Source organism: Lysinibacillus sp. NPDC097214 (assembly GCF_050277945.1).
Taxonomy (GTDB): domain Bacteria; phylum Bacillota; class Bacilli; order Bacillales_A; family Planococcaceae; genus Lysinibacillus; species Lysinibacillus xylanilyticus_B.
This window is the reverse complement of the sequence record NZ_JBNNSS010000003.1, coordinates 440,545-457,350: the sequence shown is the minus strand read 5'-3', so window position 1 is coordinate 457,350 and position 16,806 is coordinate 440,545. Positions and strand designations below refer to the sequence as shown.

Genomic DNA, 16,806 nt, shown 5'->3' with positions numbered 1-16,806 from the left:
CTATAAATTGTCTAGCTTTTTATCATTACCCTACTCTATTAAAAAAGAAATGAATGATGTTGCCTCTTATTAATAGAATCGAGATAAATCCCCACGACGGATGGATGATTTTTGCATGCGCTGCGCTTGACGCACTTCTTCACGCATGATGTTACGTAATTCTGAGTCACTTAAATCACGTTCATCTGTTGAAACAGGTTCATTCTTTTTAGCGAACAGCTTTTTAATTTTAGCCATGTTCATACCCTGATCCAAATAATCTTTAATTTCCAGCAGCGTATCGACGTCATTTAACGAAAACATTCGACGATTGCCTTCTGTTCGGTGCGGCTCAATTAAATGGTGTTCTTCATAATAACGAATCTGGCGTGCCGAAAGCTCTGTCAATTGCATTACGATATTCATAGATAATAACGGCATAGTTCGTCTGATTTCACGACTCATTTAAGTCCCCTCCAATACCTGCTAATAATATAACGAAAAAATCACAGTGTCAACCATTCATGTAAGGTTTCCTAACATGGATTGAAATAATTTTTTTGAAATGATGAAAAATTGTAAAAAACTAAACTTAATATCCTAACGTGGGGTTGATTTCCGTTTCGGCTTTGCGCTTTGTCGCTGCCGCTTCGCTTTCGCGCAGAGCAAAGCTTCCTGGGGGCGTCCGATGAGCCGCTTGGGCCAACCCGATGTTGGTCACGAAGGCGTTATCATAGGATGTGATACTTGTAGCCTTCGTTCCTCTATTGCTAATCCCCAAGGAGTCGCCCAGTCGGAACGAAGATCTACTTATATAAATGGCATTCTTTTAAGAAATTTCATCTTCAACTGTTCGTCCATAAATAAAAAAACTATTCAAAATGGATGTTTTGAATAGTTTTTCGTTACTTATTTTTGGATTTTTTGAACTGCACTACAAATAGCAAATTTTACGTGTTCGTATGTTAACCCACCTTGAATAAATGCGGTATATGGCGGACGAATAGGACCGTCTGCTGTAAGCTCAATGCTTGAACCTTGAATGAAAGTTCCAGCTGCCATGATGACATCATCCTCATAGCCAGGCATATACGCTGGCTCAGGTGCATAATGCGCATTAATTGGTGAGTTCGCTTGAATTTCACGGCAAAAAGCAATCATTTGTTCCGCCGTTTGGAAAGAAACCGATTGAATTAAGTCCGTACGATTCGCATCATACCTTGGAGATGTATTCATGCCTATTTCCCCCAGCATAGCAGCTGTGAAAATGGCACCTTTTAATGCTTGAGATACAACATGTGGCGCAAGGAAAAATCCTTGATAGAAATCACCGAGCGTATTTAATGTTGCCCCTGCTTCAGCACCAATACCTGGCGATGTCATACGATAAGCACATTTTTCTACTAAATCTGCACGCCCCGCAATATAACCACCAATTTTTGCTAAGCCTCCACCAGGATTTTTAATGAGCGATCCTGCTATTAAATCAGCCCCAACCTCTGTCGGTTCCTGTGCCTCAACAAATTCTCCGTAGCAATTATCAACGAAAATAACTGCATCTGGTGCTAGTTCACGGATCTTTGCACACATTTCTGCAATTTGCGAAATGGTAAAGGATGGGCGTGTTGCATAGCCCTTCGAACGTTGGATAGCAATCATTTTGGTGTTTGGTGTAATTGCAGCTGCAACACCTTCCCAATCGATTTCTTGATTATTCAATAAATCCACATGGCTATAACCGATTTTATAATCTTTTAACGAACCAGTATCCTTATCGCCACCATCGACAATTGATTGCAATGTATCATACGGCTGCCCCGAAATATAAAGTAATTCATCACCAGGACGTAGTACTCCGAATAAGCTAAGTGTGATTGCATGTGTACCAGAAATAATTTGCGGACGTACAATAGCAGCCTCCGCTCCAAAGACCTCTGCATAAACACGTTCTAGATTGTCACGCCCCTCATCATCATAGCCATAACCGTTAGACGGGTGCAGATGATAATCACTTACTTGATGCTTACGGAACGCAGCAAGCACTTTTTGTTGATTGAAGAACGCCATCTCTTCTACCTTTGCATGAAAAGGGCGTACCTTTTCTTCTATTTTAGCAGCTAATGCTAGTGTTTCTTCTGATAAATTGGTTGTAAAAGTCATTCTGTTCTTCTCCATTTCACATATGTTCAAATCTTATCTTAACAATTTCTGAGCTTGCCTGCAAAATTTGCTTTTATTTCTACTTGCATTAGGCGCTAAGTTAAATTACAAACTACTTCTATTTAATTCTGCTATAATAAGATATTTGATATCTGATAATTCCAAATCGTAAGTCGATGCTTTCTAGTATGTAATCTACAACAACATGAAATGATTTATTCATATAAGGGGTGAAAGGGTTGGCTTGGGAGGTTTTTAGTATCATTGGAACAATTGCCTTCGCTATTTCCGGGGCAATAATTGCAATGGAGGAAGAATACGATTTATTCGGTGTCTATATACTCGGTATCGTAACTGCTTTTGGTGGTGGGGCTATACGAAATCTACTAATAGGTTTACCTGTAACTACACTGTGGGGTCAAGATATGATGTTCCAAATTGCCATTGCAGCGATTACGCTATTTTTCTTATTTCCACATCGACTCATTCAGCATTGGCATCGCTGGGGTAATTTCACCGATGCTATTGGATTATCAGCATTTGCGATTCAAGGTGCCCTTTATGCTGTGAAGCTCGACATGCCTATTAGCGCGGTTATTGTAGCTGCTGTCTTAACAGGTTCAGGTGGTGGAATTGTCCGCGATTTATTAGCTAGACGACAACCATTAGTCCTCCGTGATGAAATCTATGGTGTTTGGGCAGCACTAGCCGGGCTTATTATAGGACTTCAACTATTTTCAGGCGATATCTTTTTATATATATTATTTGGTGTGATTATCGTACTAAGAATACTTTCATATATGAAAAAATGGCGTTTACCGTTACGGAAGTTGAATCGAGCATAGCTTTCTTTCCTTACAGCGTTGTATAAAAACAAGCCCAAATAACTTGATTTGAGCTTGTTTTTAATTTTATACCTGTTGTTACTCTTCTATCCCTATATGTCTTATTCACTCATTATAAATAACCATTTTTTACCATAATTTTACTACTTTGCAGAGTGCATCCATGACAGCAATAATAGGCACCGAATGTAAACATTGAGCTGTATCTAAAAATTACTTTTTCAACAGCAGCATAGCTTCCTCTAATGTAGCCATGTTTTTCATCATAGAGCTTGCTGCATCCAAAATAGGAAAGGCTAAAGCTGCACCAGATCCCTCTCCTAATCGCATATTCATCTGTAGCATAGGTTCAATTCCAAGCATTTCAGCGGCGATTTTTGCGCCTGGTTCTTCAGAGGCATGAGAAGGAATGATATAGTCTTTTACGTTTGGCTCGAGTTCGTACGCAATAAGAGCAGCAATAGTAGAAATAAATCCATCAATAACAACAGGTTTGCGATGTGCAGCAGCAGCAAGTATCACCCCAGCCATAGCACCTATTTCTAACCCTCCGACTTTTGCAAGAATATCAATAGCATCATGACGATTTGGTTTGTTTAATGCAATAGCATTGTGAATGACCTCTACTTTATGTAATATCCCCCCTGGTCCAACACCTGCGCCGAAGCCTGTCACTTCATTCGGATGACAATCGCGAAGAACCGATAATATAGCAGCACTCGGTGTTGTATTACCAATCCCCATTTCACCTGTCCCGAGTACATTTATCCCATTTTTGATTTCTTCCGTAGCTACTTCAATTCCTACTTCAATGGATTGAATGGCTTCTTCCCTTGACATAGCAGGACCTTTTGCCATATTGTCCGTTCCGTATTTAATTTTTTTAATAATGACACCAGCATCATGTGGAATATCCTCTTTTACGCCAACGTCTACTGTGACAACTTTTGCATCTGTGATTTTTGCGATAGCACAGACACCCGTTCCTCCTCTAGGGAAATTTAACGTTTGAAAGACCGTCACATTTTGTGGATTTGATGTTACCCCTTCCTCACAAACACCATGATCTGCTGCACAGACAATAATTGCTTTCTTATCTATCGTAGGAAATAGTTCACCTGTAATACCGGATAGTTGCACAGCTAGAGCCTCCAACTTCCCTAAGCTACTAGGTGGCTTGCAAAGTGCATCTATGCGTTCCCTTGCCTGCTCCATCATTTTGTGGTCAGCGCTTTGAATGTTTTGAATCGTTTGTTGTAATAATTGCATGAAAATTTCCCCTTTCTGTTTTGCCCTTGTTACTCGAAGAATGATTTAGAGAAAAAAATAAAAAGCCTGTAGTTTATTCCATAACAAATAAACTACAGACTTTTCCATCGTCTATATAATACGAAGCAGATAGGCAGGTCTCCTGGCTCAATTTCAACATTTCATAGAACCTTCCCAGAACGATGCTAGTGGCATTCTCTATGAAACTCCCTTTTACAGTGGTGGGACCGCTAAAGCTTTTCACTTTATTCCCTATTCTCCCGCAATGGGCACCTAATGCTTTTATGCAATTATTTTAAATTTACGACAAAGTGATTTTTGTGTCAATATTTTGTTTTTTTAGAAAGCATTAAAATAAAGTTAATACACTCGGAGTGTGTCCGACATTATAATCTAGAAAAGCTCCCTAATAGCCAAATAAAAAAGACTTTTGGGAGCATCTTGTTCGTTTATTACTGAGATACTGGTTTTGTTTTATCGATTTCACTCAGACATGTTGCACCGAGCAAAAGAATAGCGCCGATTATTTGTAGAGGCGTCATTTTTTCTCCTAAAATCATCGTTGAAATCACTAATGATGTCAGTGGATCAATATAGCTTAAAATAGCTATGCTTTGGCCTTTTAGATGACGCATTCCGAAAAAGAATAGATAGAAGCCGATCCCAGCATGGACAATGCCCAATGCAATAAGTAAACTAATTGATTTTATATCGATTTGCATGACTTGAAACCCATTGGTCCCCAAAAGATAAAGTGCAAGGAATAACGCTGCTAAAGCAAGCTGAATAATCGTATTATCTGGCTCTTTTAATCCATGAATATACTTATTCGTAAATGTTACTACTGTATAGAAACAAGCTGCAATAAGCCCATATACAATACCTATATAATGTAAGCTCGTTTCGGTAGTTTGACTTTGGACGATAAAATACAGTCCTACTAGAGCCACACAAACATAAAAAATTTTCCTTGCAACTATTTTCTCTTTCAAAACGATAGGTGATAAACAAATGACTAGTACTGGTGCCAAATAGTAACTTAGCGCTGCATTTGCGATGGTTGTTTCCTTGTACGCTTGGAAAAGAAAAATCCAATTCCCGCATAAGGCAAAACTCGAAAGTAGCAATGGCCATTTATTTTGCAAAATAGTTGTTTTCGTAAACCTTTCTTTTTTACAAAGGAAAATCAACAGTAAAAAACAAGAGCCAATTAGACTCATCCAAAAGGCAATTTCACTTGAAGGCAACTTAATGTATTTTGCAAAAACACCGACAGCTCCAAAAATAATCATTGATACAATAAAAGATAGTTTTCCGCTCATTTCTAATTCCTACTTTCTACATGTATATAGTTTCCGATATACAGTAGAATCTATTGAGAATTAGCAAGCTTTTAATGAATGCCTAAACAGTAGATTCTACTGTAAAGACATTGTTGGGGGTGCAATCGTTCGATACATACTTATCCCTCCTTAACGGATTTAATTGTAACATATTTCTGAATATTCATGCGTAAGAATATTAATGCTAGATGCTATCTTTTGATAAGTGCCGAAACGATAAAAATTATCGAAAACTGGCATGCTAGATAAGTTTGGGAATTAATAAAATCTAAGGTAGGACAAAATTAAAAAGGTAGGCGAAGAGACGATGGATACAAAAGAACTAAGAACCGCAATTGCTGAAACATGTAAAAAATATGATAGCCTATATGCTCAACTAGTAAAACCGATAAACCAAATATTAATTAATGTAGACGCTTCAATAAGTGAAGATACAGCGAATAAAATCATTGAAAACCTAAAGTTATTTCACAGTGGAGATAAAAACATTACTGAATGTCACTTCGATGAGAGCGAAAACTTCTTAAAGAAAGGTATAGAACTTCTTCAGAAAGGTGATCTTGCGAATGGCGCATTACAAGTTTACGGTGCCGGTTTAAACTTTGCCAGTTATAATCTAAAGATCCGTGAGCTAAAAAATGAAAATCCATACAGTAATTTCGAAAAAAATTTTAGCCTTATCATGGACTCACTAAAACAATAAGCACAAGAAAAAAAGAAAGAGCGAATATTGAAAGGCTCTTTCTTTTTTAAGTATGTCATTATTTAAATTCTAACTCTCCATCATAAGCAAGCATGCCGCCTTCAAGGTTTGTTACGTCAAAGCCTTGAGCTTCTAGGTATGCACAAGCATTTGCTGAACGACCGCCTGCCTTACAAACAATAATGTATGGCTTAGAAGCATCCAAATCACCTAAGCGCTCAGGGATTGTCCCAAGGGCAATGTGCTGAGCACCAGGAATCATCCCATGTGCTACTTCATCCTCTTCACGAACATCAATAATGTACAGGTCTTCGTTAGTATCTAATAGTTCTACTATTTCTGTTGTATCCATAGATTTCATATGTGTAATCCTCCAATATGTCAATTTCCTCTTACATTATAGCCTGAAGGCAAAAAAACAGCTAGTGTCAAGAACACTAACTGTTTTACTCTATTCATCTGTTTCTAAAAAATCCACTTGCTTTACTGGAACAAATGTAGAAATAGCGTGTTTGTAAATAAGGTGTTGTTTGCTATCAGCATCAAGTAACAATACTGTAAAGTTATCATAGGATTTCACAGTACCTTTTAGCTGAAATCCGTTTAACAAAAACACAGTTACAAAAACATTATTTTTACGTAAATGGTTTAAGAATGTATCTTGCAAGTTAATTGATTTCATCAAATATGCCTCCCTATACTCTCTCCCTACCTCTTCATTCCTATAGTAGCATGTTCTACCAATTTATCAATTAGTAATTTTTAGAAATTAATTAAAATTTTTCGTCAGTATTAACAAAATATACATCCATTTTGTTTCGGAAGTATGTTAGCTGTCTCTTCGCATAGCGGCGGGAATTTTGCTTTAAGCTGTCAATGGCTTCTTCTAAAGAGCATTTTCCATCTAGGTAATCGTATAATTCTTTGTAGCCGATTGCTTGGATTGACTGCACACCACGAATATTTTGCTGCCATAAGCCCTTTACTTCTTCTAAAAGCCCTTTTTCCATCATTATATCAACACGACGGTTAATACGATCATAGAGCACTTCACGTGACATATTTTGCCCAAGCCCTAATATCACATGATTGTACAGTGGAACCTCTCCACGATTGTGTGCTTCGGATGCCTTTGAAACGCCACTAAGCTCAATCATCTCTAACGCACGTATGACACGGCGAGTATTATTTGGATGAATTGTCTCCGCTGTTTGTGGATCAAGTTTTTTCAGCTTAGCATGCATCGCCTCTGGACCTAATTTTTCCAGCTCTTCATAATAGGCTTTCCGTGCCTCCTCATCTACCTGCTCCTCAGTAAATTGGAAATCAAAGAGTACTGCCTGCACATATAAACCTGAGCCCCCTACAATAATCGGTAGCTTGCCACGCGTTTGAATTTCCGCAATTTTAGCTCGCACTAATTTTTGATAGTCTGCTACTGAAAAGGACTCAGTTGGCTCTTTGAAGCTCAGTAAATGATGGGGTACACCTTCCATCTCTTCCTCTGTAATTTTCGCTGTACCAATATCTAAGTCTCGATAGATTTGCATGGAGTCACCGTTGATGATTTCGCCATTATATTTTTTTGCTAACTCAATGCTTAGTGCTGTTTTCCCAGATGCAGTAGGCCCTACGATTGCTACGACCTCTGCCTGTTGTATGTTATCTTGTATCATATTTTTCTAACCACCGTAATAAAACTTGATAGACTGCTTCTCGATTATCCTCGTTTAGGATTTCATGGCGCTTATCCTCAAATAGGTAAACCGTCACGTCCTGTATGCCCGCTTTTGTAAATTGTTCTGCAACAGCGTATACACCTTGCCCTTGTTCTCCGACTGGATCCTTGCTACCACTTATCAATAATATAGGTAAGTCTTTCTTTACTTTTGCTATCTCACTTTTTCGATTTAACGACATAAAACCTGTTGTTAAATCGACAAAAAATTGATTTGTTGGGATAAAGCCGCAATACGGATCATCTATATATTTACCCACTTCGTCCTCTACTGAACAAATCCAATCATAAGCAGTCTTCGAATTCGGGAACTGTTTATTAAAGCTACCAAAGCTTAGCTTATTTAGCAACTTACTCTCCGTCTCTTTACCAAGCTGTTTGGCTAATACTTTTGCAACTAAATTCCCCATCGTATGCAATGCTGTAACATTCCCTGTTCCACAAAGAATCACATGATCCACTTGATCGCTGTACAATTGTATATATCTTCTAGTAATGAACGATCCCATACTATGACCAAATATAATTAATGGTACATCTGAAAATTGTTCATGCAATAATGTGACTACTTCATGCGCATCCTCTACGACACGATCAAACCCATTTTGTTCAGCAAAAAAACCTAATGTGCCATTATAGGCTGCTGTTTCTCCATGCCCTCGGTGATCATGCATTGTCACCGCATAACCCGCTTCGTTTAGGCTATTTGCAAATTTAACATAACGTCCACTATGCTCCGCCATACCGTGCAATATATGAATATGACCAATACATGGCTTCGCTGGCTTTAATGTTCGAGTAAACAAAAAATGGCCATCTGACATCTCAATATAACGCGCCATTGCTTACACTCCTTCCTCTGCAAAATTTGTTGCATCTAAAATTGCTTGCTCTAGTTGAGCTACATACGTATTTCTTTGTGAGTCTGTATAGTGAAAATGTTGTTGCATAACTTGAATAACCTGCTGTTTATAACGTTTTACTGCATCAATATCAAAGTATAACAGGCCTGTTCGACGAATAAAGAAATCACTTGGTGTGTACACCATTTCCGCTTCTATGCCATAAAGTAGCATGGCATGTAAAACCAAAGGCATCGTACTTCCATGCTCATGTAAATATTTCACCTGGTTATATAATGCGTCAACATTTGTCCCATATTTTTGTACAAGCTGTTTTGCTTCATCATAATTAAGGCCATACTGAACACCCTCTTTAGCTTTATAAGAACTATAATCAGGGAAATTGATGGCATTAATGCCCTTTGCACCAGAAAGGGATAACTCACGTGTCACACATGGACTTGCGTGCTTATATTTATGGATCTTCACAATTTTATCAACGATTGTTTCTGCCATTTGACGGTAGCCTGTTAGTTTACCTCCGGCAATTGTTATTAGCCCACTTGGAGCCGTCCATATTTCATCTTTGCGTGAAATTTCGGATGGATCTTTGCCTTTTTCAAAAATAAGTGGACGCACACCCGCCCACGACGATTCAATCGTATCTCTTGAAATATTTGCAGTTGGAAAGACTGTTTTTGCAGCTACAATTAAATAATCGACGTCCTCTTGGGTAGCGACCGGATGTACAGGGTCTCCCTCGTAAACTGTATCTGTTGTCCCTACATACGTTTTACCATCACGTGGAATTGCAAAGGCCATACGCCCATCCATAATATCAAAGTACACGGCTTGCTGTAATGGAAAATCCTTTTGATCAAGGACAATATGGACCCCTTTTGTGAGACGTAATTGCTTTTTGTCTACTACTTTATCCTTTTGGCGGACCTCATCTACCCAAGGTCCAGTCGCATTGACGATTTGGGCAGCATGCACTTCGATTGTTTTCCCTGTAACATGATCCGTCACTTGTGCCCCAACAAGCTTTTTCTTCTCATATATAAATCCTGTCATTTCCGCATAATTTAAACAAAGTGCCCCATATTCCACAGCTTTTTTTAACACTTCAATTGTTAGACGGGCATCATCTGTACGATATTCAACGTAATAGCCACCGCCAATAAGCTCATCTTGATTGAGTAAAGGCTCTAGTGCTGCCGTTTCTTGAGCATTTAACATAGTTCTTCGTTCATGCTTTTTAACACCTGCTAATCGATCATAGACCTTCAATGCCAATGATGTTGACAATGGTCCAAGTGAGCCCTTTTTATATAATGGTAGTAGCATTTTTTCAGGCGTAGTAACGTGAACAGCATTGTCATAAACAATTTCACGCTCACGCCCAACCTCCGCTACTACACCTACATCAAGTTGCTTTAAATAACGAAGTCCTCCATGAATAAGCTTTGTTGAACGGCTTGATGTACCAGCAGAAAAATCCTGCTTCTCAATCAAAGCGACTGATAACCCCCTCGATGCTGCATCAAGTGCTATGCCAGCACCGGTAATGCCACCACCAATGACTAAAACGTCAAAGCTATATTGCTCTAAAAAATGCATAATTTTAGGACGATGCTCAAATGAAAACATACCTTTCTCCCCCATTTGCTATAAATTGAAAATACATGTAACCTTTGCCGTATATGTCTGCTTGTATAACTAGTTATAACTTTAAGCATAGAAATTTCAATGTCATTCGTACAGCTCATCACCATAACGTGTAGTTGATTTCCGTTCCGACTGGGCGCTTTGCCGCTGACGCTTCGCTTTCGCGCAGAGCAGAGCTTCCTGGGGGCGTCGGGGCAACAGGATGTTGGTCACGAAGGCGTTATCACAGGACGTGATGCTTTTAGCCTTCGTTCCCCTCCCGCTTCGCTGCAGGGTCTCGGGCCAACAGATGTTTTCTGCGCGAAAGCGTAGTGCAAACGTAGCGGCAGCAGCACCGACGTTGGTCACGAAGGCGTTATCACAGGATGTGATGCTCTTAGCCTTCGTTCCCCTATCGCTAATCCCCAAGGAGTCACCCAGTCTCCACTTCAATCAACTTAATATCTGACATACATTCTAGCAAAATGCCATCCACTACTTTTGATGATGAGTCATTTGTATATGCTTTACCTACAAAATTCCTTTTATGCACATTTACTGTTAATGTTACTCTTGAACCTTTGTTCTAGGCGTTATAATTACATTACCCGTTTAAACATTTTTTCCACTTCATAAGATGTAAAATGAATAAGCACTGGACGTCCGTGCGGGCATGTAAATGGATTGTCGGCATTGCGTAAATCTCGCAATAACACTTCCATTTGCTCTTTCGTTAAATAATAATTGGCCTTTATCGACTTTTTACAGCTCATCATAATCGCTGCAGCCTCACGTAATTTTTTGACGTCTGCCTTTTTAGTTGTCAGCACTTGTTCAATTAAGTCCTCAATAACTTCCTGTTCTTCCCCTTTAGGGAACCAGCTTGGATGCTCTCTCACGACAAATGATGCCTGTCCAAATTCCTCTAAAAATACGCCTACAGCTTCTAACTCCTGTCGATTTTCTCTTAATATAAGAGCCTCATCAGCAGCATAATGGAAAGTCAATGGAAGCAATAAAGCCTGACGCTCATTTGGGTTCACCTGACCGACCTTTTCTCGGAAAAATTCATATTTAATACGCTCCTGAGCTGCGTGCTGATCAATTAAATAAAAGCCATCCTCCATTTGTGCAACAATATACGTGCCGTGAATTTGCCCTACCACTTCAAGTGCAGGGAATGGTTCTTTCGTAGGCTCATCCTTTAAAACTTCCATTGGCTCTTCTAGCGTCACTTCTTCTTCAGGACGATTCACTTCCATCACTGGTGTCGGTTGCCAACTATCTTCAATGGCAGTAGGAACGGATTCAGATTGTGGCACTATAGGATCTAATGTGTTGGATTCCTGAACAGTTTGTACATCATACAGTTTCTCTACAATAGCATTCATTTTCTCCACATTAAGCTTCGGTGCTGGTTTCCAAATATTTAACTGCTCCGTCTCAGACTTTACCACTTTCTCTTTCTTTTCCATTTGCGGTACTCGAATAACATGGCGGATTGTCTCTCGTATCGTTTCCTCAATTAGCTTAAGAAGCTCAGGCTCCTTACTTAAACGAATTTGATGCTTGGCAGGATGAACATTGACATCTGTTAAATAAGGATCCCCCTCTATAAAGAGTGCTACAATCGGAAAACGTTCAATGGGCAAATACGTATGATAAGCATCTACAATCGCTTTTTGTATTAAATAATGCTTCACCCAGCGACCATTCACAAACAACGACATATAATTTTTCGAGGCGCGGGTCACCTCGGGTAGTGATACAAATCCAGAAATTTTATAATCCTGTGACTCTCCACTGAATGCCACCATTTTCTTAGCATTATGCACACCGTAAATGGCCGCTAATACTTGCTGAACGTCACCTCGTCCATTTGTTTGTAACAATTGCTGGCCGTTATGCAGTAATCTAAACGCAATTTGTGGATTTCCAAGGGCAAGGCGGTTCATTAAATCTATTGTATGCCCAAGCTCCGTCTGTATTGTTTTCATATATTTTAATCGAGCAGGTGTATTAAAAAATAGCTGTGCTATTGTAAGATCTGTTCCCTTGCGCAAAGGGCCAGGTTTATGTGTGGCGATATGCCCACCTTCAAGCTCTAAATACGTACCTGATTCACCATTCGATGTAATAAGTGTCATTTTTGACACTGATGCAATGGAAGCTAATGCCTCACCACGGAAGCCAAGTGTACGAATTCGAAATAAATCATGCTCCTGATGAATTTTACTTGTCGCATGGCGAGAGAATGATATTAATGCATCCTCTTCATCCATACCACTACCATTATCAATGACCTGAATTGAAGTGAGGCCCGCTTCTAGTAAAAAAACATCAATGGACGTACTTCCTGCATCAATGGCATTTTCAACAAGCTCTTTAACTACAGAGGCTGGTCTTTCAACTACTTCCCCTGCCGCGATTTTATTGGACAGCCACTCGTCCATAATTTGTATTTTACCCATAGCGCATCACTCCTTTACTTTTTTGCGTTTACTAGTTGCTGCTGTAATTCATATAAAATATTCATCGCTTGCATTGGTGAAGTGCCTAGAATATTTACTTTTTCTAGGTTTTTAAGTACCTCAGATTCTGCTGAAGAGATTGGTTCTTCCTCCGTAAACAGGGACATTTGCATTGGCTTTTCATCAATCTCCTGTGACAGCGACATTTGCACTGGCTTTTCATCAATCTCCTGTGACAAGGACATTTGCACTGGCTTTTCATCAATCTCCTGTGACACGGTCACTTCATTTCCAGACTCGAAGTTTTCAAGAAGTACTTGTGCTCTTGTTAAAATTTCCTCTGGCAATTGTGCAAGTTGTGCTACATGAATCCCGTAAGATTTATCGGCAGCCCCCTTTTTCACCTTATGCAAAAAGACAACTGTGCCATTTTTTTCAGTAGCAGATACATGTACATTTTGCAGTCGAGGAAGCTCCTTTTCAAGTGCCGTTAACTCATGATAGTGAGTTGAAAACAGTGTGTTGGCTCCAATTTTATCATGGATGTACTCCATCATGGATTGAGCAAGACTCATGCCATCATAAGTCGATGTCCCACGACCAATTTCATCAAACAGCATTAAACTATTTTTTGTAGCATGCGTAATGGCGTGCTGAGATTCTAACATTTCCACCATAAAGGTTGATTGTCCCGCAGCTAAATCATCCGCTGCACCGATGCGTGTAAAAATCTGATCTGTAATTGGTAATCTAGCTTTTTCAGCAGGCACATAACAGCCCATCTGTGCCATCACAACAATTAGTGCAACTTGACGCATATACGTACTTTTACCGGACATATTCGGACCTGTAATTAGCATCATATTGTTATTTTCCTCAAGAACACAATCGTTTGGTACATACATTTGCTTATTGAGCATTTTCTCAACAACTGGATGGCGCCCTTCAATAATTTCTAGTGAACGTCCTTCATGAAACTCAGGCTTCGTAAAACGATACTTCTCTGACACACTCGCAAAACTTACTAGCACATCTAACTCACTAATACTTGCTGCTAATGCTTGTACACGTGGAATAAACACCTTTAATTCATCACGTATTTCCACAAATAAGTTATATTCTAACGTTAAACTTTCTTCCTCAGCATTTAAAATTAATGCTTCTTTTTCCTTAAGCTCTTGCGTAATATAACGTTCAGCATTTGCCAAAGTTTGCTTACGTTCATAGCGTGTTAAATCAGCTAAATGGATATTAGATTTCGTAATTTCAATATAATAGCCGAAAATTCGATTGTAACCGATTTTTAAGTTTTTAATGCCTGTTTTCGCCCGCTCCTCTTGCTCCAGCTGCGCAATCCAGTCTTTCCCATTTCGTGAGGCATAGCGTAGCTCGTCTAATCGCTCATTATAGCCATCGCGAATGACGTCACCCTCTTTAATCGTAATTGGTGGATTGTCTGTAATAGCACGAGCTAAAAGTGCCTCTACATCCGCACACGTATCAAGTGCTGCGCTTAGCTTCTGCAATGTTTCTTTAGTAGCACCACGTAATTGTTGCTGAATTACAGGTACTTGACGTAATGAATCACGTAGCTGCGCTAAATCACGTCCACCTACATTACCAAAAGCTACACGCCCAGCTAAACGCTCTAAATCGTATACTTGTTTTAAAGAGGCTTGGAGCTCCGTTCTTACAAAATACTCTTCTAACAAATCAGTGACGTTTGCTAGTCTCGCTTCAATGGCAGAACGTGAAGCAAGAGGTTGGTGTAACCATTGCTTTAATTTTCGTCCCCCCATTGCAGTCACGGTGTCATCCAACAACCACAAAAGTGTGCCCTTTTGATCGCCTCCGCGAATAGATTGAATAAGCTCTAAATTACGCTTAGAGCTAGAGTCAATACGTAAATAATTTTTCATTTCATTGTACGTAAATACTTGAATATGTGATAATGAACGCATTTGTGTTTTATCGATATAATGAAGCAAACGCAGGCAAGCAATTTGTAAATCATTCGGCACCGCTTCTACATAATGTGCAGCTTTATCCAACGTCATTTCATCTGTTTCAATAGAAAGGACGATACCGACATTGACTGCATGCTCTGCTAATAGCAGTTGCAAATTTTCCGTTACAATTAATTCACGAATACCGTATGCCTGCATTTGCATTAAAAGTGCTTTACCGTCGCCCTCAATCGAGGAGGCTACCGCTTCACCTGTAGATAAGTCTAAATAAGCGTAGCCAAATGTCGTATCATCAAATTGCTCCGCAGCACCAATAAAATGATTAGTTTTACCATCAAGCGACTTACCTTCCATGATCGTACCCGGTGTAATAAGCTGTACGACTTCACGCTTCACTACACCCTTTGCTTGCTTCGGATCTTCTGTTTGCTCACAAACTGCAACCTTATAGCCCTTTTGCACAAGTGTTTCAATATAATTTTTTGCCGAATGATGTGGAACACCACACATTGGAATTCGCTCTTTAGCACCAGCATCCCGGCTCGTTAACGTAATTTCTAAAAGTTGTGAGGCATTAATAGCGTCCTCAAAAAACATCTCGTAAAAGTCGCCTAATCTAAAAAATAAAAAGGCATCCTTGTAATCTTCCTTTACCTGCAAATACTGTTGCATCATTGGTGTATATGTTGTCATTTTAAAAATTCCCTCGCTCTAACCATATAGATATTTTTATTATAACAAAAGATACATGCGAAACGCTTCAATCACCTTTTTTTAAGATGCTAGCGCTTCGCATGTATAAAAGAAATATGATCTTTACTATTATCTTTGTCTTTCATCAGGAAACGATGAAGACTCTAAAACATACCTGCTTTCTCCACTAGAGCTAGACGAAGAGCTTGAACTTGAACTTGAGCTTGAACTTGAACTAGATGAAGACGAGGATGAGCTCTCATCAAAGTTCCATTCCTCTTCGAAATCTAGTGGATGTACACTAATACAAATTGTCGTTTCTCCCATTACCTCTACAACGACTTCGCGTTCGACTAAGATTTCAAATTTCGTACCGCATGGAGAGATGATTGCCTCTATGCAGTTCGGCTCTTGAATGACACGAACACGAACATCATCACCAACACTCACTTCGCCATCTCTAAAAGAAAGCTTCACTTTGTCTTTATAGTGCACCGTTTCAGAAAACACTGCTGTTTTCGAATGACTACTATAGGCATACCATACATTGACATCAAATTTCCCTGATACTTCTACAAATTTACCGACTTTTTTCGCGGAGCAAGTATGATTGATAACCCAGCAACCGAGAATACTTGTCGGTTTATTTGATGGACATAATGATACACGTTCTTCTGTTCTCTTCTTCCCTTTGGCAACTACTGCTCTCGTCACGATTTGTCGTAAACGTTTCAGCGCAATTCCTCCTTCGACTCTTTTCACTCCATCATATGCAGGTAGCGCCTATTGGGTGAACATATATTTTTATAGAATCGAATTGCTACTGATCAATTTCACCTTGGCGTAATTGCGTCCGGATTTTGAATTGTGTCCGCACAATTCATTCCTTTCAAAATCCGTGACATCCGCCGGAGGCTTTATCTTCATTCAGTGGTGTTTGGACAACCACTGAATGAAGATAAAATTCATTTTTCATATTATGTTGTCTGAAACACGCTAATTTCCATGAATATTGAAGCCTTGGCGTAATTGTTGCTGTCGCTACGCTTTCGCACAGAAAACATTTGTTGCTGTCGCTACGCTTTCGCACAGAAAACATTTGTTGCTGTCGCTACGCTTTCGCACAGAAAACATTTGTTGCTGTCGCTA

The 16,806-nt window shown here is 39.4% G+C and carries 14 protein-coding genes and 1 riboswitch; of the genes, 2 read left to right on the top strand and 12 right to left on the bottom strand.

The window, feature by feature from the left end:
- Positions 1-69: 69 nt before the first annotated feature.
- Together ACQKMI_RS09375 and ACQKMI_RS09370 are read right to left on the bottom strand one after the other, a co-directional pair.
- Positions 70-444 (bottom strand): MerR family transcriptional regulator, encoded by a 375-nt coding sequence (locus tag ACQKMI_RS09375; RefSeq protein ID WP_079560583.1) that lies wholly within the window; start codon positions 442-444, stop codon positions 70-72.
- 444 nt (positions 445-888) lie between these two features.
- Positions 889-2,139: an aminotransferase class I/II-fold pyridoxal phosphate-dependent enzyme gene (locus ACQKMI_RS09370; protein ID WP_427488435.1), complete on the bottom strand. Its 1,251-nt coding sequence runs from the start codon at positions 2,137-2,139 to the stop codon at positions 889-891.
- A 239-nt stretch (positions 2,140-2,378) separates the two neighbouring features.
- Here ACQKMI_RS09370 and ACQKMI_RS09365 point away from each other — a divergent pair, with 239 nt between their 5' ends.
- Positions 2,379-2,984: a trimeric intracellular cation channel family protein gene (locus ACQKMI_RS09365; protein ID WP_427488270.1), complete on the top strand. Its 606-nt coding sequence runs from the start codon at positions 2,379-2,381 to the stop codon at positions 2,982-2,984.
- Between the two features lie 213 nt (positions 2,985-3,197).
- Here ACQKMI_RS09365 and cobT read toward each other — a convergent pair whose 3' ends face one another.
- Both cobT and ACQKMI_RS09355 read right to left on the bottom strand, forming a co-directional pair.
- Positions 3,198-4,253, bottom strand: coding sequence for a nicotinate-nucleotide--dimethylbenzimidazole phosphoribosyltransferase (cobT, locus tag ACQKMI_RS09360; protein ID WP_427488269.1), 1,056 nt, complete (start codon positions 4,251-4,253; stop codon positions 3,198-3,200).
- 115 nt (positions 4,254-4,368) lie between these two features.
- Positions 4,369-4,545: riboswitch (cobalamin riboswitch) on the bottom strand.
- A gap of 160 nt (positions 4,546-4,705) precedes the next feature.
- Positions 4,706-5,575 (bottom strand): DMT family transporter, encoded by an 870-nt coding sequence (locus tag ACQKMI_RS09355; protein WP_427488268.1) that lies wholly within the window; start codon positions 5,573-5,575, stop codon positions 4,706-4,708.
- A gap of 328 nt (positions 5,576-5,903) precedes the next feature.
- Between ACQKMI_RS09355 and ACQKMI_RS09350 the strand changes: the two genes are divergently transcribed.
- On the top strand, positions 5,904-6,299 hold the full coding sequence (locus tag ACQKMI_RS09350; RefSeq protein WP_427488267.1) for a hypothetical protein: 396 nt from the start codon (positions 5,904-5,906) through the stop codon (positions 6,297-6,299).
- Positions 6,300-6,357: 58 nt separating this feature from the next.
- Here the strand turns inward: ACQKMI_RS09350 and ACQKMI_RS09345 are convergent, their stop codons facing one another.
- The 8 genes from ACQKMI_RS09345 to cotE form a co-directional block, all read right to left on the bottom strand.
- Positions 6,358-6,660 carry a rhodanese-like domain-containing protein gene (locus ACQKMI_RS09345; protein WP_427488266.1) on the bottom strand — a complete coding sequence of 101 codons (303 nt, stop codon included), beginning with the start codon at positions 6,658-6,660 and terminating at the stop codon, positions 6,358-6,360.
- A gap of 90 nt (positions 6,661-6,750) precedes the next feature.
- Positions 6,751-6,981: an RNA chaperone Hfq gene (gene hfq / locus ACQKMI_RS09340; RefSeq protein WP_323651423.1), complete on the bottom strand. Its 231-nt coding sequence runs from the start codon at positions 6,979-6,981 to the stop codon at positions 6,751-6,753.
- A gap of 91 nt (positions 6,982-7,072) precedes the next feature.
- Positions 7,073-7,975: a tRNA (adenosine(37)-N6)-dimethylallyltransferase MiaA gene (miaA, locus tag ACQKMI_RS09335; protein ID WP_427488265.1), complete on the bottom strand. Its 903-nt coding sequence runs from the start codon at positions 7,973-7,975 to the stop codon at positions 7,073-7,075.
- Positions 7,962-8,879: an alpha/beta hydrolase gene (locus ACQKMI_RS09330; protein WP_427488264.1), complete on the bottom strand. Its 918-nt coding sequence runs from the start codon at positions 8,877-8,879 to the stop codon at positions 7,962-7,964. Before ACQKMI_RS09330 ends, miaA begins: the two co-directional genes overlap by 14 nt.
- A gap of 3 nt (positions 8,880-8,882) precedes the next feature.
- Positions 8,883-10,529 (bottom strand): glycerol-3-phosphate dehydrogenase/oxidase, encoded by a 1,647-nt coding sequence (locus ACQKMI_RS09325; RefSeq protein WP_427488263.1) that lies wholly within the window; start codon positions 10,527-10,529, stop codon positions 8,883-8,885.
- A gap of 596 nt (positions 10,530-11,125) precedes the next feature.
- Positions 11,126-12,997 carry a DNA mismatch repair endonuclease MutL gene (gene mutL, locus ACQKMI_RS09320; RefSeq protein WP_427488262.1) on the bottom strand — a complete coding sequence of 624 codons (1,872 nt, stop codon included), beginning with the start codon at positions 12,995-12,997 and terminating at the stop codon, positions 11,126-11,128.
- Between the two features lie 14 nt (positions 12,998-13,011).
- Positions 13,012-15,657: a DNA mismatch repair protein MutS gene (gene mutS, locus ACQKMI_RS09315; protein WP_427488261.1), complete on the bottom strand. Its 2,646-nt coding sequence runs from the start codon at positions 15,655-15,657 to the stop codon at positions 13,012-13,014.
- A gap of 129 nt (positions 15,658-15,786) precedes the next feature.
- Positions 15,787-16,419: an outer spore coat protein CotE gene (cotE, locus tag ACQKMI_RS09310; protein WP_427488260.1), complete on the bottom strand. Its 633-nt coding sequence runs from the start codon at positions 16,417-16,419 to the stop codon at positions 15,787-15,789.
- Between the last annotated feature and the right edge of the window lie 387 nt (positions 16,420-16,806).